Below are 25,234 nucleotides of genomic sequence, written 5' to 3'. Positions count from 1 at the left end.
CCTGACCTGGTGTGCCTTTCGTGAACTCCTCGGCAACTCCCATGAGCGCGTCGCGCCTCGTGATTTTTTACGCGATATTCGCGGCAGTTTCGATCGCCGCGAATATCGGTCTGCAGAAGCTCTCGCTGATCACCTATTCGGGAGCGTTCAGCGTGCCGCTGTCCGTGGTCGTCGGAACGGGTGGCGGGCTGGTGGTGAAGTTCTTACTCGACAAGCTCTGGATCTTTCGATACCAGCATCGCGATCTGTCGCACGGCGTACAGAGTTTTCTGCTGTACACGGTGATGGGGCTCGCAACTACGGCGATTTTCTGGGGCTTCGAATTCGGCGCGGACGCGATCTATCATTCCGAGCCTGCCCGCTTTACGGGCGGCGTGATTGGCCTCGTGATTGGTTACATCGTCAAATATCGGCTCGACAAGAAGTTCGTTTTTGCCTGATTCGGGCAATGCATTGATTTTTGTAGTTGCGCTGCCGCACGCGCGTAATCAGAAAATATTGACCAATGAACATGCAACGATTTAGACAGTACCTTTCGGAGAACGCGCTTCTACTGGTGGTCACCATTGCCGTGGGTGGTTATCTCGCGTGGCAGACGCGCAACTTTCAGCTCGATGATTCGCTGATCTATCTGCGATATTTGCGCAATCTGTTTGACGGGCAAGGGCTCACCTACAACGCGGGCGATCGCTTCAACGGGCTCACGTCGCCGTTGTATTCCTACTTGCTGATCGTGGCGAACGTCGTGGCCGGTAATTTGCAATATACGACGATCTTTTTGTCATTCGTGTTCCTGTGCGCGGCCGCGATCACCGGAGCGCATCTGCTGGCGAGCGGAAAATACGAACAGACGCTGTGCGCGCTGATCGTTGTTTCCTTCAATTATTTTTACGACACCTTTGGGATGGAGACTTCGCTGTTTCTGTTCCTCTCCGCGCTCGCGTTGGTACTCTATCGCAGGGAGCAATTTTTCGGTCTGGGTGTGGTGCTGGGCCTGCTGTTCATCACGCGCAGTGAAGGTGTGTTCCTTGGCCTTGTCGTGGTCGTCGATTACTTCATCAGGAACAGAAAACTGCCTCATGTTAAGTATTTCGTCGCACCGGTCATTCTGCTCGCGGCCAATTTCATATTTAACTACTACTACTACGGCGCGTTTCTTCCGGCCACCGGCAATGCGAAGCTCGGACAGGGCAAGTCAGGGTACTGGGGCGAGGGACTGATTTTTCTCCACGTGCAGTACATGAAGGACGCTTTCTTCGGGGGTGACTTCCGGCTGCTCGCGTTCATGCTGCCGATCGGTCTCGTCGGTGTGCTGTCGAGTCTCGGCAAGAGGATCGCGTGGCTCGTCATTCTCTATCTCGTGCTGCTGGGTTCGTTTTATGTGTTTCTGCATATTCCGAATTACCACTGGTACTACGCACCATTCTTCTTCTTCGGCTTGTTGTTCGTTGGTGTCGGCGCGTGGAGAGTGCTTAGCTTTACGTACGAGCGGTCCCGGGAGAGCTCTGTTTTCCTCTCGCTGTTCCTTGCGTTTTTTCTCGTCACGAGCGGCTTCGTTTATCACAGCTTTGGTATCTCGAACGTGCAGCGCGGCTCGATGGACGCATACAAGAATATTGGTGAATGGATAAAAACCAACACACCCGCCAAGGCGGTTGTTGCAAGCGTCGAGATCGGAACCGTGGGCTGGTACTCCGACCGGTACATCATCGACATTCTCGGTCTGACCAATCGCTATAACGCGGACTACATTGCTCGCAAGGATCTTTACTCGTGGCTCACGAAGTACAGCCCGGATTACATTCTCGTGCATGAGCCGCTCTGGACTTTCGAGGCAAGCGCGAATTGCCTGCTCGCGAGCCAGGCCTATGCTCCTGTGGACACATTCAATTTCGCTGGTTACCGCCTGCTACGGCGCAGTGACGCCGCGGGAACGCAGCAGCAGATTCAAACATGCGCGAAAGGGCCACGGACCTGATGAGCCCTGCAACACTCGTTGCGAATTCATGCCTGCCGGCTTGAGGCAATGACAGCCGACTCGATGTTCGAGTCGGCTGTGGGCTTCTGCTCATCTTTTTGTCCAAAAACCTCTGCTGGTCCCGCAGACGGGCGAGACGCTGCTGAACGTGACGAATATTCAATGGATACTGCTTCCGGCGCTCATCGCAATGTGGAACGTTACGGCGAACGACAAGGGGCATACGCTAAAGGTCGCGCCGAACTGGGCGGTACAGATTCCTGCTAGCCCGCCCGGCCATTAGGTCATCGAGCGTTTCCCCGTCTCGATCGTTACCTCGCTTCAATGGCGACCGGAGCAGGGGCAGCCTGAGCCTCGGGGGCCGGCCGCAAGGCCCGCCCCTCCCGCCACCCATATTGAAGGTAATGCTGACCCGCGTTCACGCCCGCCGCCGCCACGTCTGTATTGGCGGCGAGATATTCCTGCTCATTGAAACCCGGCGGCAATTTGATCGCTGTGTCGGAGTCCAGTTCGCTACGCTGTCCGCATACGCGCTGCGGGCTCTTACCGGCGTCCTGTCCCGAGCATAGCTCCCGGAGTTTGCGGTGCGTGCGCCAGAACGGCACGGCCGGCGTTATGTCGCTGGCCTGCCGCTCCATACGCCGCCAGCTCTCGGCAATATATTGCGAATCGCGCGAGCGCCTCATCACGACGGAAAACTCAATGTCGTTGCGCATCGTGTCGCAGAAGTCTTCACACGCGAAATCGATCAGCTTCATTTCGCAAAGATCGGCAATCAGTTTCGCAAACGAGCGCGGCGTGAACACCCAGCAGTGAACGTCGTGATACGTGCCGTTTTCGAATGCGTCGCGCGCGAGATGCAGCGCGCCTTGCCATGTGTGATGCCGTCTGACTGACTGCGGGTCGATCCGCTTTTGCCACGCTTCCTGTGTCGACACATCGGCGGCGGACAGGCAGTGATCGAGTAGCGAGTAGGGCTGCGGTACCCGCGCACGCGCGATATAGCTGGCCAGTACTTCGGGCAACCGGCTTTCGCGACGGAAATAATCGAAGGTGTAGCGTCGGTCGGGAACGACGAGACGCACTTCGCCGGTCGGTTTGAGGACCGCGCCAAGTTCTCCGAGCCACGTCACGAGATCGGGAACATGCTCGACGACGTGAGAGGCCACCACGTAGTCGACATAGCGGCCCCTGATCGCTTCATGCAGTGTGTTGCGCCCCCACACCGCGTCGACATCGACGATCTCATTGACGTCGAGATGCGGATCGTCTTTGTACTTCTGACGCAGGTGCGGCGTGTCCGTATGGTCGACGTAGATGATTTCACCGGCGTCGCTGCGTCGCACGAGAGGCCAGCACAGCGGGCCTATCTCGACGCCCACGCTTTCCTTGACGTTCAGTCCTTTCAGCAGACGGCAACGCCGCTTATCGCGAATTTCATCGATGCTGAGAGCATTGTCTTCCTTCGCCATGTTGCCTCCTCGTATTGGACGGCACAGCTTCCAGTTATGACCGATGTTCACTGCATTGCGCGAGACCGCTTACACCATCAGGTATGCATCTGCACCTTGATGGAGTCCGAACTTTTGTCGCTGGCCAGACGAAAGGCCTCGTCGACGTCGTCGAGGCTCAGGTCGTGCGTGATCATGGCGCGCAACGTATCGCCCTTGCGCGCCAGCAGATCGATCGCGAGCGCGAAGTCGTGCTGACCGTCGATATAGCCGTAGCAGTTCGGCAGATGAATCGTCAGTTCCTTGATGTGCGGTTTGATGATTTCGATGTTCCTGAAGCCGTGATCGAAGGCACCGAGCACGCACACGTGGCCGAGCGGGCGCACGAACTGACAGGCGAAGTCGAACGTGTCGGCCGTTCCGCCGACCGCTTCGATTGCGTAGTGCGCGCCCAATCCGCCGGTTGCCTGTTCGACCATGGCGAGCGCTTCGGCGCGATCGGCCGGCAGGATCGCGGTGGCGCCCATCGCCAGCGCCGCGCGCGCCTGAGCCGCGTGTCTTGCGACCACGTAGACATTTTCACTGCCAGCGTCCAGCGCCGCGGCGAGTGCCGCGAGGCCGATCGTGCCCGCGCCGATCACGACGCCGACCGAGCCGCGCGCAATCGGCATCTTGCGGCACCCGTGGATGCCGACCGCCACCGGCTCGACGATGGCGCCGAGCTGATCGTCGACGGCATCGGGCAGCGGGAACACGCCCGATTCCTTGGTGCGCACGTATTCGGCAAAGCCGCCGCCGAACGGAAATTCGCGCGCGCGGCAGTGAATCGGCGCGCCGAGCTTGCAGTACTCGCATTTGCCGCACGCGGTGCCCATCACCATGTCGATCGTCACGCGCTGGCCGACGCGCACGCTCGTCACGCCCTCGCCGATCTCGACCGCGGTGCCGCTCAGTTCGTGGCCGTTCGGAAAGCTTTGATGAACGTCGACGTTCCGGTAAGCGTGCAGATCGCTGCCGCAGATACCGACGCTCGCCACCTTGACGATCACGGTGCCGGGTAGCAACTCAGGTACCGGGATGCGGCCGACCTTCATCGCGCGCACCCCGTCTTGCAAGCCGGCTCGCATGGACGCGCCTTCGTTGCGATGCTCGAGCGCGTTCGTCGAAGTCATCTTTCAATCTCCGCAAAATGTGAGACGTTTGCGCCGCGGCGCCTAACGTGTCTTTCGAATCCAGAAGCTCGCGCCGGGATTGCGCATGAAGAGCGGCATCCGCGCGTTCATCAGGTCCGCATGGAAGTGTCCCATGAACGTATTCATCAGGACAACTTCGAACGCGCTGTTGTACTGGAGGAAGGCGCGCAGCAGATAGGCTTCGTTCCACGCGCGGCCTTCGTAGATCCACTGCGGCGGGTATTCGAGCGGCAGGAACACGTCGTGAAAGTGTATGTGCACGCCGGGCGCGAGGATCGGCAGTATCTCGAAGACGATGCGGTTCACGTCGCTGCCGATCTTGCTCACGTGCGACGAATCGACGAACAGTATGTCGTTCGCTTCGAGCTCCGCGAATACGGACAGGTCGACGTCCTGCGCGAGCGACTTGACGATCTTCGAGGTGACCTTGTCTTTCTCGGTCAGCAACGACAGCAAGCGTTCATTGTTCGGTTCGACGAAGGTGCACTGGATCTGGCCGTCGAAGAACAGGTCGTTGGTATCGAGCGAAACGGCGGACGAAAAACCCGAGCCGATCTCGACCATGCGGCGCGGCCGCAGGTGGCGAATCATGCAGTACAGCGACGTCGCGTCGCCATACGAGAACATCACGTTCTCGAAGTAGAAGCGCAGGCCGTCTTTCTTGTGCGGCTCGAACGGCATTTCGCCGTAGTACTTGTCGGCGAACTCGCCGACGAGCCGCACCTGCGCCTCTTCGTTGAACTCGATGCCGGGCAGCGTGCGCGAGACGTTACCGAACAGCCGTGCTTCATTCTGTTTGATGTCGGGGATCGACGGGATCGGCGAATAGTAGTGGCCTGGAGGCACGTCGCCGAGATTCGAAAAGTGCGGAATATTGACCTGAAGCGCGTCGCGATACTTGTCCCGTTCAGCGATCAGTTCTGCAATCTCGGGATGCTGCGCGGCAAGTGAATCGAGAAGCTCGGGCGATGCCGACATCTTGTTTCTCCGCTTGAAAGAATTTGCGAAAAGCCATGACAGAACAGCGAATTCATACCGATATGCCGACTGGCTGTCGAGCCGGCCCTCCCGGCCGGCCAGTCTATCGTACCCTCAGTATTCTGCACGTCCAACATTTCCTGATGTTCCGACATGAGCCCGCATTTACCGTTACTTACAAATTATTCGTCATAGCAATCCGCACAGCCGCGATGCCAAGGGTCATGGCCGTCCGTTTTCCGTGGATACCGCGCGTGAGTCGCGAGTGCGCGCCAGAAGAGGGCGGGGCGGTCATCGTTTCGTAAGCCACGTAAGCCGACGAAAGCATGCAACAGGGTGCTCTGCGCGTCGCTCGCGGGCGATCGTCTGCGTTACGATTTGGCGTAAAATCGAGCCCCTGCCGATAATAGTCCGCGCCTGTTTCACAGGTCGCGCGAACGCGTGAATTCCGCACCGTCCGGCGGACGGCGCCAGCGCCCACGATTCGGGACGGAGCCCGCAATATGCATTTTAAAATTCTCCTGACCACTCACAGTACCGCGTTCATGACGAGCGGTGGTGGTGAGTCGGAACTCGTGCAGGTCGCCGAACTTCTCAACGATTCGGACGTACAGGCCGACATTTACGGCATTCGCAGCCGGCCGCTACGCTTTTACGACGCGGTGATGCACTTCTCCGTCCATGCGGACGGAGAAGCGATCGTTCGCGAAACGGTGAGTCAGGGCAAGAAGCTGTTCCTGTGGCCGAACGTCTGGTGGTTGAGCGCGCCCGACCCGGCGGAAATCAGCCGCATCGAGGCGTTCGTGCAGCGTGCCGAGCGGCTACTGTTCAAGTCCTCCGCCGAACTCGCGCACTTCAACAGGTACATCACGGTCGATCCAGGTAAATGCGTGGTGGTGGGCTCCGGCATATCCGACCGGTTCCTGCTGCCGGCCGACAAGGATTTGCTCCCCACGGTCTGCGACGTCTCGGACTACGTGCTGTGCCTCGGCTTGATCGAGCCGATCAAGAATCAGCTCGAACTGATCCGCGCACTGAACCAGCTCGACATGAACGGCCTGATGGTCGGCGGTTTCAGGGACGAGGAGTATTACCGGCAGTGCGTTCGCGAAGCGCGTCGCGGCATTCATTTCCTGCCGTTCATCCAGCCCTGCAGCGCGCTGTTGCGCTCCGCGCTCGCCAGCGCGATGGTAGTGGCGGAGCCGAGCCTCGATCCGCCCGGGCGCTCGTGCCTCGAAGGCGCGTTCGTGAAGCAGCCGCTCGTCATGGTTGATGGGGATTGGCAGCGCGAGCACTTCGACGACAATGTCTGGTACGCGGCTTCCACCCGCGCGCCGGACATCGTTCCCGCCATTCAGGCTGCCCTGACCGACCCGGACAGGGACGAAAAGATTGAAAGTAACTACGAACGCGTCTATGCACGGCACTCGTCGGGCACGGTAGCAGCAGACCTAATCAGACACCTGATCGATGCCGGCCTCACAAATTACTAAGATTCCCCGACTGCTCGTCGTTCAGCGGCGCTCCATGACCGATGGGCGAATGAATTCGCGCACCATCGGCGCGCGCTTCGCGCCTTTGCTTTCGTACATGCAGCGCCATCGGTTGATCGAATGGGAGCAGATCTCGGAGGCGGACGTTGGCGTCAGCCATCTGCATCGCTTCGACGTCGTGCTGTTCAACAAGCACGTGTCGAATCTGTCGCTGAAGATCATGCGGATGGCCAACGAACTCGGTCTTCATACGATTTACGATCTCGACGACTGGCTGCTCGATCTGCCGTCGTGGAGCGTGCTCGAAATGAACGAGGACGTGCTCTACAACGTGCTCGCGATGATTCGCGAGGCGAGCGCGGCCACGGCGTCGAACTCGCTGTTGCAGGAGCGCATGCGCAAAGTGCGGCGCTCGGACGACGTGCTGATCATCCCGAACGGTTTCGACGATCAGGCGTTCGACCTGTCGCCGGAACTGTGGACCGAAACCCAGCCGCCGAAGATCATCTTCTCCAATCTCGACGGCATCAAGCTCGTGAGCTTTCGCAAGGAGTTTTTCGGCACCTTGCGCAGTTTTCTCGCGCGCCACGAAAACGTGTCGATCGACTTCTGGGGCGATCCGTTTCCGGAGCTCAACACAATTGCCCGCATGACGCATCGCGGCAGCCGCGGCAACCTCGAATACAAGAAGACCATTCGCGACGAAGGCTACACGTTCGCGATCGTGCCGCTCGGCGCCGAAGAGGATCCGGAGACGCTGTTTTTCAACTCGTGCAAGTCGCCGATCAAATACGCGGACTACGGCAGCCTCGGCATCCCGAGCATCTATTCGGATTGCCCGACCTACCGCGAGAACGTCAAACATCGTGAGACGGGATACATTGCGTCGAACACGGCCGAGAGCTGGGCACGAGCGCTGGAGGACATGCTGGGCGACCCGCAGCTTCGCCAGTCGATCCGCCGCAATGCCTACGCCGACGTGTTCGACCGTTTCAGCGTGCGACGCATTTCGTCGATGTTCCTGAAGGCCTTGCCCGACCCCAAGCCTTAAAGCACCTAACACCTATGGATCTTCTTCTGATTCGACACGGCCAATCGCACGCCAACGTGGCTGGCCTGTTGAACTCGACCGAGCAGGACGAGTTGACCGAGCATGGCCTGCAGCAGGCCGCGAAGCTACGCACGCTGATGGAAAGTCACGGTTTCGCGCCCGACCGCGTTTTTTCGAGCCCGTGGCGGCGCGCGTTGCAGACCACTGAAGTGCTGTTCGAGGACAACAGCGACTGGACCGTCGACGCCCGTCTCGGCGAAACCAATGCGGGGCGGTTCGCGACCTGGAAGGCCGAAGATTTTCGTCTGGCGTTTCCCGACTGGGGCAAACATCTGTCGGACCGTTACGAGGGCGGCGAGTCGCATCTCGAACTGGCCGCGCGTTCGGTGAACTGGCTCGAGGAGGAGGTGCTGCGGCACGCTGAGCAGCCTGGCCTGATCGCCGCCGTGTGTCACGCGGGACCGATCTCGGTGATCTCGCAATACCTGCTGAACGTGCCGTTGTCCCGCTTTCCCAACGTGCTGGTGCCGAATGCATCGCTCACGCTGTTCCGGCGCAACGTGCATACCGGAAACTATTATCTGCAGATCGCAGGGCTGTCATGAGTGCATCGATCAAGATCTTCGAGCCGCTTTACGCGCCGGGACAGGTCCTGTCCGAACAGGCTTTTCAACCGCTCGAACTGCGCGATAACGCGCACGCCGCGTGGCGCGAGTTTTATATTCTCGTCGACATGTACCGCAAGGGCATGCATCGGCAGCAGCAGATTACCGGTCTTTTTTCGCCGAAGTTCGCGCTGAAGGCGCGCATAGACGGCAGCCGGTTTCTGGAGTTCGTGCAGGCCAATGCCGACGCCGACGTCTGGATGATCAATCCGTTTCCGCAACTCGCGTATTTCTCGTACACCGCGTGGATGCAGGGCGAGCATGCGCATCCGGGACTCGTCGAGCGCAGCCAGCAACTGCTCGACGCCTGCGGCATCGCGTGGAATCTGCGTGAGGCGCCCCGTCAGTCGCCGCATACGCTGTGCTATTGCAATTTCTGGGTCGGTTCGCAGTCGTTCTGGGAAAGCTACGTCGGCAAGGTGCTTGAGCCGATTGCCACGTTCCTCGAAACGCAGAGCGGCACCGAGGCCGCGCGCGGGGTGCTGGAGCCCACGATCCACTCGGACGACGCACCGTTCCTGCCATTCGTTGCCGAGCGTCTGTTCAGCACGTATCTGTCGCTGCATCCCGAACTGAAGGTGGCGGCCTATCCGATCGAAGGCGATCAGGTGCTGGACTATTGCGTCAGCGATTTCGAAAAAGACATCGTGCGCTACATGCAAAAACCGATCGACGCGGCGGATCGCGCGCCGGTCTTTCCGCCCGAGCAGATTGCATTGATGGACTTGCTGTGCACGCTATCGCAGAAGTACGTGCGCGCGCATTTCTCGTTCACACCGCACCCGCATACGGGGCAACCGATCGACTTCGACAGGACCGGCAAGCCGCCAGCGAACGAGTGAGGCGGCGCGATCGGGTTGGATCGCGCCGATGGGCGCCGGGATGCGTTGGTGAGCGGCGGCGCTGACTATCGATCTCTTTTCAGCGAAACGGCCGCCGTACCCGCGCGCGCATGCGTCGACGCGGCCGCCATGCCGACCCCGGCGCCGATGAAGATGTTGCGCCATACCTCGTCGCTGGCACGTTGCAGCACACCGTCGGCATGTTTGACGAAGGCCGTGTCGATCGGACAGCGGCCGTGGGTCTGGCCGAGGCGCTGCGTGATCACGGGTATCCAGGCGGCGAGTTCGGCATGGGCGTCGAACACGCAGTCGGGCGGGCAAATCTCCTGAGCGGCCGTGTCGCCACGCACGAATACGGGCTTGCCGTAATGCATCGCTTCGAGCACCGGCACGCAGAAGCCTTCGTGGCGGCTCATCGCGAGCAACGCGTGGGTGGATTCGTAGCACTCGAACAGATCGGCGTCGTCGAGCATGCCCTTGAAGTCGACCTGCTCGAGCACGCCGAGACGCCGCGCGTGATTGATCAGAAATTTCAGGTAATCGTAGTTCGGCGTGCTGCCGACGATGCTCAGCGTCGCGCCGAAATCACGCTGCTTCAGCAGCGACAGAATCTCGATGCCGTCCTCGATGCGTTTATGCGGCACCACCCGGCCCACCATCAGCAGATTCGGCTCAGGGCGCTTGCGGCCCTTGCGCGGTCCTTCGCGCCGGAACACGTACATGTCGGGAAAGATCGGCGGCACGACCTTGATGGCGTCCGCCGCGACGATGCCGGCGAGGCTCGCCGCCGTGCTGCGCGAATTCGCGACGACGGTGTCGAAGTGCGCGAGCAGCGGCAGTTGCGCGAGTGCCTTCTCGCACAACTGTGCGGTGCGCGGTTCGAGCGCGCGCAGCAACTGCGGGTCCGTCACGCCGTGGATGTAGCAGATCTTCCTGCAATCGAGCGCGAGTATCCGCTCGAGGTACGGATCGTAGATCGAGTAACTCAGCAGAACCACATCGTCGCGAGTGACCTCTTCGAATAATGCGTCAAGCGGGCGCACTCCATTCGTTCCCTCCTCGAAACCGCTTGCATACAGCTCGGCCCTCATGCCGAGACGTTCAGCCATGCGTACGAAACCGATGCAGTGGTTACCCACCGCATCGCCCGAGAAAATGTCCGGAGCACATACCCGCAGCGTCATATCGTCTTCGCCTCCGCAATGTCGTTCAACCGTCGCGCATACGCGCGTGCGACTGCCTCAACTGAGTAGTCGCGCTCGATGCGCGCCTTCCCCGCCAGTGCGATGCGCTCACGCAGTGGCGCATCGTCGATCATGCGTTTGAGCTGTTCCGCCGCGATCGATACCTCCGCATCGCACCAGTACTGACCTTCGGCGAACAGGTAGTCGCCGGGGCGCAGCGGCACGAGTTCGCCATCCACGAGGAACGCGGTGTCGGGTTCGCAAAAGTCGACGTTGCCCGAGAAGTTCGTGACCACGACCGGCTGCCCCAACGCCATCGCCTCCGCGATCACGCGGCCGAAGCCTTCGCTACGGTGCAGCGAAATGTAGGCGTCGCAGCAGGCCATGAAGTCGGTCGAGTCCTGGCGGCTCAGGCGCTCGGACACGATGTGAATGCGGCTATCGCCCGCGACAAGGTCGAGCACGGCGCGCCACACCGGGTCGTCGTCGCGCACGTTCATCGCCTTGATGACGAGCCCGACGCCCGGGGAGCTGTCGCCGAACGCCTGCTTGAACGCCTGCACGCCGGCGAGCGGATTCTTGCGGCTCAGCCACGAGTTGCCGTCGAACATCAGGTAGAACAGGAACTCGTTGGCCGGCAGGCCAAAGCGCTCGCGCTTCGGCTCGAGCGGCGCGGGGACCTCGACCGCCATCGGCATCTGGTAGACCGGCGTGTTGCCGAGCCGGCTGTAGACGCTCTGCACGAAGCGGCTCTGCGCCCAGATTTCGTCGACCATCTGATGCACGTTGCCGAATGCGTTCGGCCAGTGGGGCAGTTCCCATGGCCATGCGCCGATCTTGTGCGTGGGCGCGTCGATCAGGCTGCGGCCGCCTTCCAGCGCGAGCCGCACCATTTCGGGCGCCGGCAGGCAGATCAGGCTGATGTTGTACTTGAGCTCGTCGCTGATCAGATGATCTACCGAGTGTTCGAGGCGCGCGGGTCCCGCCATCGGCGCATTGAGCAGCGTGACCGGCGTCGACGACAGTTGCAGTACGCGGGCGGCCATGCGCGCGTCTTCGCCGAGGCCGAGCACGCCTTGCGGGAAGCCGATGATGTTGACGCCGAAGTCGTAGCCGATGCCTTCGACGCGCGCGTGATAGCGCGCGGGCTCGTGCGCGTCGTCATCGGCTTCGTCGTCGGCGCTGTCGGTCCAGCGCACCTTCAGCGAGCCGACCAGCGGATATTCGGTCGACGCCCATTCGTTCCACCAGCGCACGAGCTGGTCGCGGCCTTCCGCGGTGTTCAGGTCGTACACTTCGCGCAGATCCGGGCGGTCATTCGCGATCATCGTCAGGAAGCGCGGCAGCAAGGTGTCGTCCGCCGGCTGCTCGTCGTCGATTCTCGCGAGCTCTTCGGCCAGATGAGTCGGCGTCCACTTGATCGCGTAGTACTCGTCGTGCCCGTGCTTGTCCCACCAGGAGATGAAGCCGAGCCGTTCGCTGAAGCTGTTCAGGTTGAACGATGCCTGCAGGTCAGGCCGCTCGTTCCAGATCAGCAGCAGAAAGCGCGGCAGCAGCGGCAGCGCGCCTTGCTCGCCGGCTTGCGCGCCGAACAGGCTGTCGGGCAACGGCGGGATGGCCCAGTGAAGCGCCGGATACTGGTGCTGCCCGTGTTCGATCCACCACGACAGGCACTTCAGACGCCCGGTGAAGGTGTCGAGCGAGCAGAGCTCCTGCAGATCCTGGCGCTCGTCATGCAACAGCCGCAGGAAGCGCGGCACCGGCAGCCAGTCGGCGTGCGTGCCCCATTCGGGCTCGAACATCAGCGCGGGTGTGGTGGGCGGCACCCATTCGCCCTCGCGTTCTTCGGCGAGATGCGTCGGCGACCATTCGATCGCGTAGTACTCGCTGTGCCCGTGCTTTTCCCACCACGAAATGAACGCGAGCCGCTCGCGGAAGCTGCTCAGGTTGAACGACGCCTGCAGGTCGGGCCGCTCGTTCCAGATCAGCGGCAGAAAGCGCGGCAGCAGCGGCAGCGCGCCTTGCTCGCCCGCTTCCATCCTGAACAGGGTGTCGGGCAACGGCGGGATGCCCCAGTGAATCGCCGGATACTGATGCTGCCCATGCTCGATCCACCACGACAGGCACTTCAGGCGCCCGGTGAAGCTGTCGAGCGAGCAGAGTTCCTGCAGGTCCCGGCGCTCACCGTGCAGCAGCCGCAGGAAGCGCGGCACCGGTAGCCAGTCGGCGTGCGAGCCAAATTCGGGCTCGAACATCACGGCGGAGGGCGTGGGCGGCACCCATTTGATCGCGTGGTACTGATGCTGGCCGTGTTCGATCCACCACGACAGACAGCTGAGCCGCCCGCGGAAGGACTGCAGCGTGAAGGTCTCCTGCAGGTCCGGCCGGTCCTTGTAGATCTCGCACAGGAAGCGCGGCACGTAAGGGCCACCGTCCGCGGGAGGCGCTTCGGGCTCGAGCATGAAGCCGCCGATCGGCGGCTGCGACCACTTGATGCGCGGATACTCGCGCTGGCCGTGGTCTTCCCACCAGCTGAGCGCGTTGAGCCGCGAAGTGAAGCTGTTCAGATTGAACGCGCTGCGCAGATCGGGCCGCTCGGTCGTGATCAGCGCGAGGAAGCGCGGAAACGGCATCGCGCTGGAGTCGGCCGCGTCGATCGGTTCCAGCAGCCCGGGCCACGCGATCGGCGGACGCCACGTTACGCGCGGGCAGGTGAGCTGACCGTACTGCTCCCACCAGTCGAGGCAGTTAAGATAGCCGGTCAGCGTGTTCAGGTTGAATGCCTGAGACAGATCGCCGCGATTGCGCACGACCGTCGTCATCAGCTTCGGCAATTGCAGGCCGGCTTCTTCGAGCACGGTGACGGGCTCGTGCAGCGTCTCGCTCAGATGCTTCGCATCGAGCACGCTCGGTTTGGTCGAGCCGAGCCAGTACGTGACGGCGTCCGGATGCCGCTCGATCAGCGTGTCGTTGTCGAGCTGACGCAAATATTCGAGGTCTTCCTGTCGCAGCACCCAGTTGAAGTCCGGATACGTTTCGCGCGCCGACATTTCCCACCAGAAATACAGCGTGACGCGGTCATCCAGCACTTTGGAATTGAAGCGCGCGAGATCGGCTCTGAACTTCATCAGAAAGTAGATCGCGCTCGGCAGGCAGAACAGTTCCCCCGGCGATGGATGGCGGTACTCCGCCAGCCATCCGGTCTTGTTTTTTTGGGGTCCCAGATTAATCAAGATTTGCAATCCTTGAAGGCCAAGCAAAGGAAAAATCGTCGGCAGTCAGTGTCAGATTGGGTGAATAGCAGGGATCGTTCATCAACAGATGCTCCCAGCGCTGTCTGACCAACTCAGATTCCTGGTTGAAGCGGCTGATTTTTTCCGGTGTGTCTTCGGCGCCGCGGGTTGCCGATTCGTGATGATAAAGCTCCGCGTAGGGCGTCCACACATTGCGGTAGCCCGCTTGCCGCACACGCAGGCAAAAATCGATGTCGTTGTAAGCGACGTGTAACTGTTCGTCGAGGCCGCCGACTTCCTTGTAGATCGACTGGCGAATCAGCAGGCACGCGGCGGTCACCGCGCACATCACGTTGCGCAGGCGTGCGCGCGCGAAGTAGCCGGGGTGCGAATTGGGGAAATGCTTGTGCGCATGGCTCGCGATACCGCCGACGCCGAGCACCACGCCGCCATGCTGGATCGTGTCGTCCGGATACAGCAGTTTCGCGCCGACCGCGCCGACATTCGCCTGCAGCGCGACCGACACCATTTCCTCGAGCCAGTCGGCGTTGATCACTTCGATGTCGTTGTTCATCAAACAGACGAAGTCCGCCGTGCTCGCGAGCGCGACGCGGTTGTTCAGCGCCGAGTAGTTGAACGGCGAATCGTCGCGCACGACCTTGATGCGCTCGTCCTCTTGCAGGCGCGCGAACAGGTCGTGCGTTTCCTGCTTGAGCGAGCCGTTGTCGATGATCGTGATGCGCAAGTTCGGGTAGCTCGATTTCTGCCGCACCGATTCCACGCATTGCTCGACGAGTCCGGCGGAATCGCGCGTCGGAATGATGATCTCCACCGACGGCAGCACCTCGGGCAAGTCGTACACGACCTTGTTGAAGGCGTCCGTGCCCGGCGCGTGCTCGGTGTGGGCGTTGATGCCGTTGCGCGCGAGGTGTTCGTCGAGCGCGCGCATCGCCGCGATATGCGCGTACGGCTTGGCTTCATGGCCGGCCGCCGTGCTCTCGGGGATCATGCGCCAGTGGTACAGCGCGCGCGGCACGTGATACACCGTGTGATGACCCGCGCGATCGATCACGCGCAGCGCGAGGTCGTAGTCCTGCGAGCCTTCGAAGCCGGTTCTGAAGCCGCCGACCTCCTTCATGACCGAAGTCTTGTAGACGCCGAAATGCGAGATCATGTTCTGGCTCAGGAACAGATCGTAGTTGAAGTCGCATTTGAAGTACGGGTCCGAGCGGACCCCGTCGATCGAGATCTTGTCTTCGTCGCTGTAGATCACCGTCGCGTCCGGATGCGCGTTGATCAGCTCGGCGACGCAGTAGAGCGCGAGCGGATGCAATTCGTCGTCGTGGTCGAGCAGGCCGACGAATTCGCCGACGGCAAGCTCGAGCGCCGTGTTGCTGGAGCTGCTGATGTGGCCGTTCGTCGTGCGGTACGCGACCTTGATGCGCGGATCTTTGGCGGCGTAGCTGTCGAGCACCTGCTTGACCTCGGGGTTCGTCGAGCAGTCGTCGGCGATGCAGAATTCCCAATTCTCGTAGACCTGGTCGACGACCGAATCGATCGCCATGCGCAGCCACCTGGCCGGCGTGTTGTAGGTCGGCATCACGATGCTGATCAGCGGTTGCAGCGCCCACGCCTTCGAGCGCGCGCGCAGTTCCGGGTAATGCGACGCGGGCGGCTCGTGCCGCTCGATCCATTCCTGATACGTGTGACCCACGGTTGGCGCCGGCGCGGGCTGAGCGCCGCCGCCCCACGACGCCATCCGGCGCGCGCGTTCGAGCAGTTCCGTCGGGCAGTCGGCGTCGGCCACCAGTTCGACGTTGAAGCCGGTGATCGAAAACAGTCCCGCGCGCGCGATCGGATCGAGGCGCAACGGACCGACGAGCGGCGGAAACGCGACGACCTGATCCACCTTGCCGTCAGCGTCGACCACGAGGCCGAACGTCGCGTGCTCCGACATGCCCGCGCCCGCGTCGAAATAGATCATGCACGGCGAGGCCGGCATGTCTTCTTTCGCGAGCTCGAACGAAATACGCGCGGCGCGACCCGACAACTCTTCCCATCCCGTCAGCTCGAACTGCGGATCGCCGTTCGTCGCGTTCCAGGCGAACCCGGAATTCGAGGACGCCTCGACGTTATTCAAGGGACGAAGTTCGAAGTTCTTCATGAGGTTCTTCACGAGGTTCGTCACGGGTTTTGTCATTTCGTCAGCAGGGAATCGTAGAGGTCTTTCAAGGGCGACAGGACGGCCTGCCAGGTCAGATCGCGCGTCGGAGCAGCGGCAGCGCCGCGCGGTTGCGCGAGCGCCGCGCGAATCGATCCGGTGATGCTGTCGACGTCGAACGGATCCAGGTAGGCAACGTGCTGCGCGAAATATTCTTGGGTAGAGCCAACCTTTGTCACCGCGATGCGGGCGCCGGCGGCATGCGCTTCGAGCGCGGCGAGCCCCGGCGTTTCGAGCGTGCTCGGCAGCACGAACGCTTCGCAGGCCGCGTAGGCGGAGCGCAGCAGCGGCGAATCGTGGGGCAGCGTGCCGGTGTAGACGACCTGCGCGCCACCCTCGTCGAAGCATGCCTTCGCATACTCGGGATCGCGCTGATGGCCGATCAGGACAAGCTTCAGGTCGGGGAACGACTTCATCGCCCGGATCAGCGCGAGCTGGTTCTTGCGCGGCTCGATGTTGCCGACGTTCAGGATGAAGCGGCCCTCGATGCCGGATTCGCGGCGGAACGGCTCCGCCGCGACCGGCTCGTAAAAGCTCTGTTCGACGCCGTTCAACACGCTCGCGAACTTCTCGCGCGGCAGATCGAAGATGCGAGCGAGCGTGTCGCATTCGATCTCGGAGTTCGCGACCACGCGGTCCGCGAGAGAAAACTGATGATGGATCTCGCCGATCGGATAGAGATGCCTGGTTTCCTCCGTCACCCACAGACTCGACGACACGACGAGCGGCAAGCCGAGTTGCTTGACGAAGTTGCAGAAGTGCACCGAGCCACCGACGCACGAAAAGAAATGCACCACGTCGTGTTCTAGAAAACGCGGCTTCCACGGATCGAACAGCGTAACGTCGACGCCATGCGCGGGCAGATGCTTGTGATACGCAAGCAATTGGATTTCTCCGCCGCCGGGGGTATGGAAAGCCATCGGGTAGGTGGCGAACAGCACTTTCATAGGTGGGACTCTAGTCGCTCAAACAGTTCTTTTCTTCAGACCAGCACGTCGCGGCACGCCGCTGCGCGTAACGCGCGAACATGGCGGCGAGACCGGCAGGTTTCGGGGCATTCACGTGGATGCTCGCCGCGCGCTTGCGCGGCCTTCAGGCGCGGACTTGCCGGTGCGCGGGCCGGGGCCTGATCGCACGGCCCGCGAGCAGGCCGGCGTGTGCTGTTGTCGAGCACGTCGGATCGATACCACGAATTCCACATGCGCGAATATGTTTGAGTTGTTACGAAGTGTACGAACGACGCGCCAGCAGGCGCAGGTCCGTTTTATTATCACGGCCCGAATACAATACGTTCCCAGCCAGACTTCCTGAGAAAGCACCGCCGATGCCAGATTGTATCGTGTCTGATCCGCCTTTCCCGCCGTTTGCGGCCGCGTCGAGTCCTGACGGCGATCGTCTGTTTGCGTGGGTCGCGCGGCATGGCGTGGGCGTAATCGTGCGCCGCGAAGTGCATGACGGAGCATTGCGATGAGTCTGCAGATCCTCGTCACCGGCGCCAACGGCTTCGTCGGCCAGGCGGTGTCCCGCGCGTTGCTGCGGCGGGGCGATCGAGTGACTGGCGTGGTGCGCCGGCCGCAGACGGCCGCCGAGGGCGTGCGCGAATGGCTGCTCGATACCGAAGACTTTGCGGGCATCGACCAGCGCTGGCCGGTCGCGCTCACTTGCGATGCGGTGATCCATCTGGCGTCGCGCGTGCACGTGATGCGGGAGACCCTGACCGAGCCGCTCGCCGCCTATCGCGCGACCAATGTCGAGGGCAGCTTGCGCGTCGCGGCCGCGGCGCGGCGCGCGGGCGCGAGGCGCTTCGTGTTCGTCAGCAGCATCAAGGCGATGGGCGAGGCGAGCAGCGGCCGGCCGATCGCTGAAACGGATCAGCCCGCGCCGTCCGATGCGTATGGCATCTCGAAACTGGAAGCCGAGCGCGCGCTGTTCGACTACGGCCGCTCGACGGGTCTCGAAGTCGTCGTGGTGCGGCCGCCGCTGGTCTACGGGCCGCGCGTGCGCGCGAACTTCCTGCAGCTGATGAACGCGGTCGCGAGAGGCATTCCGTTGCCGCTCGGCGCGCTCAGCGCGCTGCGCAGCCTCGTGTTCGTCGATAACCTCGCGGACGCGCTCGTGCATTGCGCGACCGATCCGCGCGCGGCCGGCGAAACCTTCCATGTGACCGACGGCCGCGACCTCAGCGTGCCGGAACTCGCGCGTCTGCTGGCCACGCAGCTTCACGTGCCCGCGCGGCTCGTGCCGGTGCCGGCCAGCCTGCTGCGTCTCGCGGGTCGCCTGACCGGCCGCTCGGCGCAGATCGATCGATTGACCGGCGAGCTGCGCGTCGACAGTTCGCATATCCGCGAATGTCTGAACTGGTCTGCGCCGCATACGGTCGAGCATGGGCTGCTCGAAACCGCGGCGTGGTATCGCTCAACGCATTGACCACGGGTTGAACCCGCCTTGACTCCGACCTGAACCGCTAACGCTATCGATGCCGCTCGCTGCACACTCTGCCTCTTCCGTCGTCTCTCTACTGCCGTGGGGCGTCGCCGCGCTCGCGGCCTGCGCGGCGATCCTCTGGACGCTGCTGCGCACCGGCCTCGCGTGGCGGCTCGCCACCGACATCCCCAACGACCGCTCGCTGCACACGCGCCCGACGCCGCGCGTCGGCGGCTGGGGCATCGTGCCGGTCGCGGTGCTGCTGATCGCGCTGGCGGCGCCGTCGCTGTGGCTGCCCGCGCTTGCCGCGGCGCTGCTCGCGGCGCTATCGCAGCTCGACGATCGACGTGGCCTGCCCGCACGCGTGCGCTTCGGCGGTCATGCGGCGGCGGTGGCGGCACTGATCGCCGTCTATCCGGCCGACGTGCCGTGGTGGGCGCTCGCGTGCATGGCGGTTCTACTCGTGTGGCTCGTCAATCTCTACAACTTCATGGACGGCTCGGACGGCCTCGCGGGCGGCATGGCGCTGTTCGGCTTCGGCGGCTATGCGGTGGCCGCCTCGCTGTCGTCGCACGCGGACCCGGCGCTCGCGACGGCGAGCCTGATCGTCACAGGCGCGGCCTCGGGCTTTCTGCTGTTCAACTTTCACCCAGCGCGCATCTTTCTCGGTGACGCCGGCTCGATCCCGCTCGGCTTTCTGGCCGGCGCGCTCGGCTATTGGGGGTGGCGCGAGGGTGTATGGCCGGTGTGGTTTCCGGCGCTGTGCTTCGCGCCGTTCATCGGCGATGCGTCGGTCACGCTGCTCAAGCGCCTGCTGCGCGGTGAAAAATTTTGGCAGGCGCATCGTGAACACTACTATCAAAGACTGGTGCAGTCGGGTTTCGGGCACGCATCGACCGCGTGGATTTGGTATTTGTTCATGGCGGCGGGCATATTGCTTGCTGTCTGGGCGCTACAATTCGCTCTTCTGTATCAATGGCTGGTTGTCGTCGCATGGGCTGCCGTGCTGGTCGTCGCGGGGCTGTGTATTGATCGCCGCTGGCGGCGCCATGTGTCCCGTTCCGGGCCAATCTGAGGTTCTGCGCAATGAAAAGCTTCAAAGCCAGATGGCTTTCGTTCAGTGCGTTTGCGTTCGACCTGTGCGCGGTGGCAATGGCCTGGCTGCTGGCCTATGTGATCCGGTTCAACGGACCGGTGCCCGCGCCGTTCTGGTCGAGCGGGCTGCATGCGCTCGTGTGGGTGCTGCTGATCTACGCGGTGATGTTTCGCGGCTACGGCCTCTATCGCGGCATGTGGGTGTTCGCGAGCCTGCCCGATCTCGTGCGGATCGCGAAAGCGATCGGCGTCGGCGCGCTCGTCGTCGTGATCGGCTCGGCGCTGTTGCAGCCGGCGCCGGTCGTGCCGCGCTCGGTGCTGATCGTGTCGCCGATGCTGCTGTTCCTGACGATGGGCGGCTCACGCGCGCTGTATCGCGCGGCCAAGGAGTTCTATCGCTACGGCGGACTGGTCGGCCAGGGCAAGCCGGTGCTCGTGCTCGGCGCGGGCAATGCCGGCGCGAACCTCGTGCGCGAGCTGAAGCGCTCGGGCCAATGGCGCCTCGTCGGTCTGCTCGACGACGATCCGATCAAGCAGGGCCGTGAAATCTACGGCTATCGCGTGGTTGGTGCGATCAGCGATCTGCAGAAAATCTGCACGGAGCTGAAGGTCGAGCATGTGATCATCGCGGTGCCGTCGGCGTCGGTGGAGGCGCATCGGCGCATCGCCACGCTGTGCGTGCGCGCCGGCGTACGCGCGATGACGCTGCCCGCGCTCACGCCGCTCACGCAAGGTCAGGCGTTCCTGTCGCGGGTGCGGCAGATCGATCTCGAAGACCTGCTCGGCCGTGACCCGGTGACGATCGACACCGAGCACGTCGCCGCGCTGCTGAAAAACCGCGTCGTGATGGTGACGGGCGCGGGCGGCTCGATCGGCTCGGAGCTATGCCGGCAGATCCTGCGCTTCGGTCCGGTGCAACTGGTCGCGTTCGACATCTCCGAGTTCTCGATCTATCGGCTGAACGAAGAGCTGCGCGACAAATATCCGGAAGTGTCGGTGGTGCCGATCGTCGGCGACGTGAAGGACTCGCTGCTGCTCGATCAGGTGATGGCGCGCTACTGTCCGCACATCGTGTTTCATGCGGCGGCCTACAAGCATGTGCCGTTGATGGAAGAGGTCAACACGTGGCAGGCGGTGCGCAACAACGTGCTTGGCACGTACCGCGTCGCGCGCGCGGCGATCCGCCACGACGTCGCGCATTTCGTGCTGATCTCGACCGACAAGGCGGTCAACCCGACCAACGTGATGGGCGCGAGCAAGCGGCTCGCGGAGATGGCGTGCTCGGCGCTGCAGCAGCAGGGCGCGCGGCGCACTCAGTTCGAGACGGTGCGCTTCGGCAACGTGCTCGGTAGCGCTGGCAGCGTGATTCCGAAGTTCCAGGAGCAGATCGCGCGCGGCGGGCCGGTGACCGTCACGCATCCGGAAATCACGCGTTTCTTCATGACGATTCCGGAGGCGTCGCAACTCGTGTTGCAGGCGTCGAGCATGGGGCGCGGCGGCGAGATTTTCATTCTCGACATGGGCAAGCCGGTGCGAATCGCCGATCTCGCGCACGATCTGATCCGCCTGTACGGTTTCACCGAAGAGCAGATTCGCGTCGTGTTCACGGGCCTGCGTCCGGGCGAGAAGCTTTACGAAGAACTGCTCGCGGACGACGAAACCACCACGCGCACGCCGCACCCGAAGCTGCGCATCGCACAGGCGCGCGAGGTGCCGGACAGCCTGATCGACAATCTGCTGCCGTGGCTGATGCAGCATCGCGTGCCGGCCGACGATGAAGTGCGGCGCGATCTGCGGCGCTGGGTGCCGGAGTATCTGCCGGCGACGGCGACGACGCTGCGTAGTGTGGCGCCGGCGACGCGGGTGTCGTAGGCGTTCCGCCGCCGCGAGTCATCGGAGTAGTCGAAGCATGGAATCCGTACCCGCGAAGGCAGGTCAGTTGACCCGTTGAAGTTGGCCGCCGGATGTTTATAGATAAGAGCCCCTACAGATCTGCTGGGGCTTTTTTTATTTTTGCCCAGGAGAGCTGACGACCATCGCGCACGCCCCGGCGTTTCGGAGTTGTCTGAAGCCTGCTCTCGGCACACACACCTAGCATTGAACCGTCTCCACCCGGTATGTCATTCCCGCTGAGGTGGCGGCTCTGTTGGCTCTTTTTCTGTGATGCAAAGGTATTGCGCGCCCCTGTGGCGCGTTTTTTTTTGGTGCGCCAGGCATGGCGCGCAGCGCCGTGAAAGGCGCTATCTGGATCGCTGTGGTGGCGAACTGGATGACTTGGGGGTGAGAGTCCCCTACACACCCGGCAAGGGGAAGTGTTAGCGGACGGCAAGGGTGTCCATCGTGAGGTGGAATCTGAAGGAAGCCGAAGGCAAAGCGCTGGCCTGACGAACAGGAAGCGGATATTAGGCGGTATGGCGGGGTGAGCAGGCCAAAATCTGTAAAGCCCGATACTTGCACGGAACGCCATGACGTAGATCCGACAGGCCTAAGCGTGAAGGTCGCGCGTATTACCCTGGGAGATCTGCCATCCTGCCTTGTGCTACTGGCATCGAGAGGTGTCGGAATGGGGTGGCAGAAGTCAGCAGAGGTCGTAGTAGCCGTTGAAACCGGAGCGGCGAAGGGCCAAACCTGTCACGAGTGGCAAGTCACGCGTGATCTCTGCGTATCTGGGCAGAAGCCTCGGCCATGCCGGGGGCCTGCAGCCATGCTGGAGGGGCCGGAAGCCCCGAGAGAGGCTGAGGTGTCCATCGGATGCCAGGCGACACGACGCACGAAACAAGCTCACGCCGACGACCGATCCGGTCCGAGGCCGACGGGAAACGCCGGATACGTGAACCGTACGTCCGGTGTTGTGGGAGGACGGCGGGGGCAACCCCGCTTCCTACCCGATTCCAGGCGCAAGAGGCGGCAAATCCGGAATCGACCTATAGCGCGCCAGCGGCACGCGCGCTTGCGGTCAAGGCTCACCAATGGGAGGAACCTATGCAGGACGCAATGACCTACAGCCAGCGCAATCAGGAGGCGTGACACATGGCCTACACCGACAAATTTCTCGTGAATAACGAGCCACTATCACCGCTCACCATTTCTGGCATCGGCACGTTCAACGCGTATTCAGGCAACAATCAATATCGCAATCGGGGCGGCTGCACGATGGTGCCTAATGATGGGCCGCTCCCTGCCGGTAAATACTGGATCGTGGACCGCCCCACGGGCGGCATCCGTTCTCAGGTGTTTGCATGGGCAAAAGATGAGTGGAATGCAGCAATGGGTCACCCATCGAATCACGGTGATTGGTTCGCGCTATATCGTGATGTTGGGACGATTGATGATCTGACGTGGATTAATGGCGTCAAACGCGGGCAGTTCCGTTTGCATCCGGCAGGCGGACGCGGGATTTCGCTTGGCTGCATCACGCTGCCGAGCCATAGCGATTTCATTAGAATCCGCAACGCGCTGCTGCACACGGTCAAAATCCCCGCGCGCAGTTCGGGCCTTCTCGCCTATGGAACAATTGAGGTCATCACATATGGCAACACTTGCCCGTAGGGTGTTCAAGGTCGCCCTGTTTATCGGCCTGTGCTATCTCTCTCTGCTCTATGTCCGTCCGTACCATTATGAGTGGACAGAAAGCGAGTCGCGCGCATGGTTTGGTGCTTCACGTTGGCTTGGTGTCCGCGATCCCGAAGATTTGTATTTCGTGGCGTGGGTGACGATTGAACTGATCGCGGCGGCGCTGGCGTATGTGGCGATCATGAAGCTATGGCGGTGGTATCGCACGAAGTAGACGAAAGCCCCGGCGACGGGGCTTTTCTATTGTGCGCCGAGCATGCGCAACAGCTTGGGGGTGTGAGTCCCCTGTCCAACCTGATGGTGGTGAAGGCCTGGCAAAACGGGGGCGTCCATGTATGTGGGAGGGGTCGGGCCGCGAGGCCTGCCCCTATCCCGATTTTGCCCAGGAGAGTTGACGACCATCGCGCATGCCCCGGCTTTTCGGAGTCGTCTGAAGCCTGCGCCCGGCACATACACCTAGCATTGAACCGTCGCCGCCCGGTATGTCGTTCCCGCTGAGGTGGCGCCCCGGTTGGCTCTTTTTCTGTGATGCAAAGGTATTGCGCGCCCCTGTGGCGCTTTTTTTTGTCCAAGCGCAAGAGGCGGCAAATCCGGAATCGACCTGTAGCGCGCCAGCGGCACGCGCGCTTACGGTCCAGGCTCACCAACGGGAGGAACCTATGCAGGACGCAATGACCTACAGCCAGCGCAATCAGGAGGCGTGAAACATGGCTTACTTCGGCAAATTTCTCGTGAACAACGCGCCGCTGTCACCGCTCACCATTAATGGCATCGGCACATTCGACGCCTATTCCGGCAACGGCCAATACCGCAATCGGGGCGGCTGCACAATGGTTCCCAATAACGGGCCGATCCCCGCTGGCAAGTACTGGATCGTCCCGCGCTCTACTGGCGGCGTGCGCTCTGCGGTAGAAACGTGGTTAAAAGATGAGTTCAATTACTACTCGTCGCACCCGACCGATCACAGTGAATGGTTTGCACTGTATCGTGGTGATGGGCTAATCGACGATTACACATGGATCAACGGCGTGCGGCGTGGAAACTTCAGGTTGCATCCGGCAGGTGGTCGGGGTGTTTCGCTTGGCTGCATTACCCTGCCGAGCCGTACGGATTTCCTGAGAATCCGCAACTCACTCCTTCACACCATGACGATCCCTGCCGGCAATTCGGGGCTTCGCGCCTACGGAACAATTGAGGTCATTACCTATGGCAACACCTGTCCGAAGGGTGCTTAAGGTCCTGCTGTTTATAGGTCTGTACCTTCTGTCATTCCGATTTGTCCGACCGTACGACGATGGGTGGACCGAGTCTGAGATGCGTGCATGGATACACGCTTCGGAGGTGCTAGGTATCGGCGATCCCGAAAACCTGTATATCGGCCTGTGGATGACTATCGAACTGATCGTGGCGGTGCTGGCGTATGTGGCAATCATGAAGCTATGGCGGTGGTACCGCACGAAGTAGACGAAAGCCCCGGCGACGGGACTTTTCTATTTTTGCTCAGGAGAGTTGACGACCATCGCGCACGCCCCGGCTTTTCGGAGTCGTCTGAAGCCTGCGCCCGGCACATACACCTAGCATTGAATCGTCGCAACCCGGTATCGCTTTCTCGCTGAGGTGGCGGTTCGGTTAGCTCTTTTATCTGTGATGCAAATGTTTTGCGCGCCCTTGTGGCGCGCTTTTTTTGGTGCGCCAGGCATGGCGCGTAGCACCGTGACTGGCGCTGTCCGACCCGCTGTGGTGGCGAGCCGGATGACTTGGGGGTGAAAGTCCTCTGCACACCCGGCAAGGGGAAGTGCTAGCTGAACGGCAAGGGTGTCCGTCGTAAGGCGGAATCTGAAGGAAGCCGCAGG

General features: G+C 61.9%; 20 protein-coding genes. 13 read left to right on the top strand and 7 right to left on the bottom strand.

All coding sequences use genetic code 11. The annotated features are described in order from the left end of the window. Nucleotides 1-41 precede the first annotated feature (41 nt). Both HWY30_RS18070 and HWY30_RS18065 read left to right on the top strand, forming a co-directional pair. Nucleotides 42-440, top strand: a complete 399-nt coding sequence (locus HWY30_RS18070) for a GtrA family protein (protein WP_090803307.1) — start codon at nucleotides 42-44, stop codon at nucleotides 438-440. Nucleotides 441-511: 71 nt separating this feature from the next. Further along, the gene (locus HWY30_RS18065; RefSeq protein ID WP_244144936.1) at nucleotides 512-1,978 is read left to right on the top strand and encodes a hypothetical protein; all 1,467 of its coding nucleotides are present in this window, start codon (nucleotides 512-514) and stop codon (nucleotides 1,976-1,978) included. Nucleotides 1,979-2,289: 311 nt separating this feature from the next. Here the strand turns inward: HWY30_RS18065 and HWY30_RS18060 are convergent, their stop codons facing one another. The 3 genes from HWY30_RS18060 to HWY30_RS18050 all read right to left on the bottom strand — a co-directional run bounded on the left by HWY30_RS18060 (nucleotide 2,290) and on the right by HWY30_RS18050 (nucleotide 5,600). Beyond that, nucleotides 2,290-3,450: a class I SAM-dependent methyltransferase gene (locus HWY30_RS18060; protein ID WP_090803310.1), complete on the bottom strand. Its 1,161-nt coding sequence runs from the start codon at nucleotides 3,448-3,450 to the stop codon at nucleotides 2,290-2,292. 77 nt (nucleotides 3,451-3,527) lie between these two features. Continuing rightward, nucleotides 3,528-4,601, bottom strand: coding sequence for a zinc-dependent alcohol dehydrogenase (locus tag HWY30_RS18055; protein ID WP_090803312.1), 1,074 nt, complete (start codon nucleotides 4,599-4,601; stop codon nucleotides 3,528-3,530). Between the two features lie 42 nt (nucleotides 4,602-4,643). After that, complete coding sequence (locus tag HWY30_RS18050) at nucleotides 4,644-5,600, bottom strand: class I SAM-dependent methyltransferase (RefSeq protein ID WP_090803314.1); 957 nt, start codon at nucleotides 5,598-5,600, stop codon at nucleotides 4,644-4,646. A gap of 503 nt (nucleotides 5,601-6,103) precedes the next feature. On the opposite strand from HWY30_RS18050, the gene HWY30_RS18045 reads away from it, so the two are divergent. Genes HWY30_RS18045 through HWY30_RS18030 form a run of 4 tightly spaced genes read left to right on the top strand, consistent with a single transcriptional unit; the run spans nucleotide 6,104 to nucleotide 9,651 of the window. After that, complete coding sequence (locus HWY30_RS18045) at nucleotides 6,104-7,093, top strand: glycosyltransferase family protein (protein WP_090803315.1); 990 nt, start codon at nucleotides 6,104-6,106, stop codon at nucleotides 7,091-7,093. Nucleotides 7,094-7,142: 49 nt separating this feature from the next. After that, nucleotides 7,143-8,144, top strand: a complete 1,002-nt coding sequence (locus HWY30_RS18040) for a glycosyltransferase (RefSeq protein WP_244144935.1) — start codon at nucleotides 7,143-7,145, stop codon at nucleotides 8,142-8,144. A gap of 14 nt (nucleotides 8,145-8,158) precedes the next feature. Then, the gene (locus tag HWY30_RS18035) at nucleotides 8,159-8,749 is read left to right on the top strand and encodes a histidine phosphatase family protein (RefSeq protein WP_090803319.1); all 591 of its coding nucleotides are present in this window, start codon (nucleotides 8,159-8,161) and stop codon (nucleotides 8,747-8,749) included. Further along, the gene (locus tag HWY30_RS18030) at nucleotides 8,746-9,651 is read left to right on the top strand and encodes a hypothetical protein (protein ID WP_090803320.1); all 906 of its coding nucleotides are present in this window, start codon (nucleotides 8,746-8,748) and stop codon (nucleotides 9,649-9,651) included. Before HWY30_RS18035 ends, HWY30_RS18030 begins: the two co-directional genes overlap by 4 nt. Before the next feature lie 65 nt (nucleotides 9,652-9,716). Here HWY30_RS18030 and HWY30_RS18025 read toward each other — a convergent pair whose 3' ends face one another. Genes HWY30_RS18025 through HWY30_RS18010 form a run of 4 tightly spaced genes read right to left on the bottom strand, consistent with a single transcriptional unit; the run spans nucleotide 9,717 to nucleotide 17,236 of the window. Continuing rightward, nucleotides 9,717-10,835 carry a glycosyltransferase gene (locus HWY30_RS18025; RefSeq protein WP_090803322.1) on the bottom strand — a complete coding sequence of 373 codons (1,119 nt, stop codon included), beginning with the start codon at nucleotides 10,833-10,835 and terminating at the stop codon, nucleotides 9,717-9,719. Next, nucleotides 10,832-14,068: a glycosyltransferase family 4 protein gene (locus HWY30_RS18020; RefSeq protein ID WP_090803323.1), complete on the bottom strand. Its 3,237-nt coding sequence runs from the start codon at nucleotides 14,066-14,068 to the stop codon at nucleotides 10,832-10,834. Before HWY30_RS18020 ends, HWY30_RS18025 begins: the two co-directional genes overlap by 4 nt. After that, complete coding sequence (locus HWY30_RS18015) at nucleotides 14,061-16,268, bottom strand: glycosyltransferase family 2 protein (protein WP_090803325.1); 2,208 nt, start codon at nucleotides 16,266-16,268, stop codon at nucleotides 14,061-14,063. The genes HWY30_RS18020 and HWY30_RS18015 overlap by 8 nt, the downstream gene beginning before the upstream one ends. Beyond that, nucleotides 16,265-17,236 carry a glycosyltransferase gene (locus tag HWY30_RS18010; protein ID WP_090803327.1) on the bottom strand — a complete coding sequence of 324 codons (972 nt, stop codon included), beginning with the start codon at nucleotides 17,234-17,236 and terminating at the stop codon, nucleotides 16,265-16,267. Before HWY30_RS18010 ends, HWY30_RS18015 begins: the two co-directional genes overlap by 4 nt. Nucleotides 17,237-17,756: 520 nt before the next feature. Between HWY30_RS18010 and HWY30_RS18005 the strand changes: the two genes are divergently transcribed. The 7 genes from HWY30_RS18005 to HWY30_RS42715 all read left to right on the top strand — a co-directional run bounded on the left by HWY30_RS18005 (nucleotide 17,757) and on the right by HWY30_RS42715 (nucleotide 24,845). Next, nucleotides 17,757-18,716 carry an NAD-dependent epimerase/dehydratase family protein gene (locus HWY30_RS18005; protein ID WP_090803328.1) on the top strand — a complete coding sequence of 320 codons (960 nt, stop codon included), beginning with the start codon at nucleotides 17,757-17,759 and terminating at the stop codon, nucleotides 18,714-18,716. 49 nt (nucleotides 18,717-18,765) lie between these two features. Then, nucleotides 18,766-19,788 carry an MraY family glycosyltransferase gene (locus tag HWY30_RS18000; RefSeq protein ID WP_090803330.1) on the top strand — a complete coding sequence of 341 codons (1,023 nt, stop codon included), beginning with the start codon at nucleotides 18,766-18,768 and terminating at the stop codon, nucleotides 19,786-19,788. Between the two features lie 11 nt (nucleotides 19,789-19,799). Then, a complete protein-coding gene (locus tag HWY30_RS17995; protein WP_090803332.1) occupies nucleotides 19,800-21,680 on the top strand; it encodes a polysaccharide biosynthesis protein in 1,881 nt (626 codons plus the stop codon). A gap of 1,158 nt (nucleotides 21,681-22,838) precedes the next feature. Next, entirely contained in the window at nucleotides 22,839-23,357 is a 519-nt protein-coding gene (locus HWY30_RS17990; RefSeq protein ID WP_090803335.1) for a DUF2778 domain-containing protein, read from the top strand. After that, nucleotides 23,338-23,595 carry a hypothetical protein gene (locus tag HWY30_RS17985; RefSeq protein WP_090803336.1) on the top strand — a complete coding sequence of 86 codons (258 nt, stop codon included), beginning with the start codon at nucleotides 23,338-23,340 and terminating at the stop codon, nucleotides 23,593-23,595. The genes HWY30_RS17990 and HWY30_RS17985 overlap by 20 nt, the downstream gene beginning before the upstream one ends. 493 nt (nucleotides 23,596-24,088) lie before the next feature. Beyond that, a complete protein-coding gene (locus HWY30_RS17980) occupies nucleotides 24,089-24,616 on the top strand; it encodes a DUF2778 domain-containing protein (RefSeq protein ID WP_090803340.1) in 528 nt (175 codons plus the stop codon). Nucleotides 24,617-24,695: 79 nt separating this feature from the next. Continuing rightward, the gene (locus tag HWY30_RS42715) at nucleotides 24,696-24,845 is read left to right on the top strand and encodes a hypothetical protein (RefSeq protein ID WP_316251815.1); all 150 of its coding nucleotides are present in this window, start codon (nucleotides 24,696-24,698) and stop codon (nucleotides 24,843-24,845) included. Nucleotides 24,846-25,234: the final 389 nt, after the last annotated feature.

Origin of the sequence: Paraburkholderia tuberum STM678 (assembly GCF_902833905.1) — a bacterium.
Classification (GTDB): domain Bacteria; phylum Pseudomonadota; class Gammaproteobacteria; order Burkholderiales; family Burkholderiaceae; genus Paraburkholderia; species Paraburkholderia tuberum.
This window is presented reverse-complemented; position numbering and strand designations above follow the sequence as displayed.

Coding starts and splice junctions, on each gene's coding strand:
- HWY30_RS18025 (WP_090803322.1), bottom strand. CDS start 10,835: ATGACGCTGCGGGTATGTGCTCCGGACATTTTCTCGGGCGATGCGGTG.
- HWY30_RS18015 (WP_090803325.1), bottom strand. CDS start 16,268: ATGACAAAACCCGTGACGAACCTCGTGAAGAACCTCATGAAGAACTTC.
- HWY30_RS17985 (WP_090803336.1), top strand. CDS start 23,338: ATGGCAACACTTGCCCGTAGGGTGTTCAAGGTCGCCCTGTTTATCGGC.
- HWY30_RS18035 (WP_090803319.1), top strand. CDS start 8,159: ATGGATCTTCTTCTGATTCGACACGGCCAATCGCACGCCAACGTGGCT.
- HWY30_RS18030 (WP_090803320.1), top strand. CDS start 8,746: ATGAGTGCATCGATCAAGATCTTCGAGCCGCTTTACGCGCCGGGACAG.
- HWY30_RS18070 (WP_090803307.1), top strand. CDS start 42: ATGAGCGCGTCGCGCCTCGTGATTTTTTACGCGATATTCGCGGCAGTT.
- HWY30_RS18055 (WP_090803312.1), bottom strand. CDS start 4,601: ATGACTTCGACGAACGCGCTCGAGCATCGCAACGAAGGCGCGTCCATG.
- HWY30_RS17980 (WP_090803340.1), top strand. CDS start 24,089: ATGGCTTACTTCGGCAAATTTCTCGTGAACAACGCGCCGCTGTCACCG.
- HWY30_RS17995 (WP_090803332.1), top strand. CDS start 19,800: ATGAAAAGCTTCAAAGCCAGATGGCTTTCGTTCAGTGCGTTTGCGTTC.
- HWY30_RS18065 (WP_244144936.1), top strand. CDS start 512: ATGCAACGATTTAGACAGTACCTTTCGGAGAACGCGCTTCTACTGGTG.
- HWY30_RS18050 (WP_090803314.1), bottom strand. CDS start 5,600: ATGTCGGCATCGCCCGAGCTTCTCGATTCACTTGCCGCGCAGCATCCC.
- HWY30_RS18010 (WP_090803327.1), bottom strand. CDS start 17,236: ATGAAAGTGCTGTTCGCCACCTACCCGATGGCTTTCCATACCCCCGGC.
- HWY30_RS18040 (WP_244144935.1), top strand. CDS start 7,143: ATGAATTCGCGCACCATCGGCGCGCGCTTCGCGCCTTTGCTTTCGTAC.
- HWY30_RS17990 (WP_090803335.1), top strand. CDS start 22,839: ATGGCCTACACCGACAAATTTCTCGTGAATAACGAGCCACTATCACCG.
- HWY30_RS18000 (WP_090803330.1), top strand. CDS start 18,766: ATGCCGCTCGCTGCACACTCTGCCTCTTCCGTCGTCTCTCTACTGCCG.
- HWY30_RS18045 (WP_090803315.1), top strand. CDS start 6,104: ATGCATTTTAAAATTCTCCTGACCACTCACAGTACCGCGTTCATGACG.
- HWY30_RS42715 (WP_316251815.1), top strand. CDS start 24,696: ATGCGTGCATGGATACACGCTTCGGAGGTGCTAGGTATCGGCGATCCC.
- HWY30_RS18060 (WP_090803310.1), bottom strand. CDS start 3,450: ATGGCGAAGGAAGACAATGCTCTCAGCATCGATGAAATTCGCGATAAG.
- HWY30_RS18005 (WP_090803328.1), top strand. CDS start 17,757: ATGAGTCTGCAGATCCTCGTCACCGGCGCCAACGGCTTCGTCGGCCAG.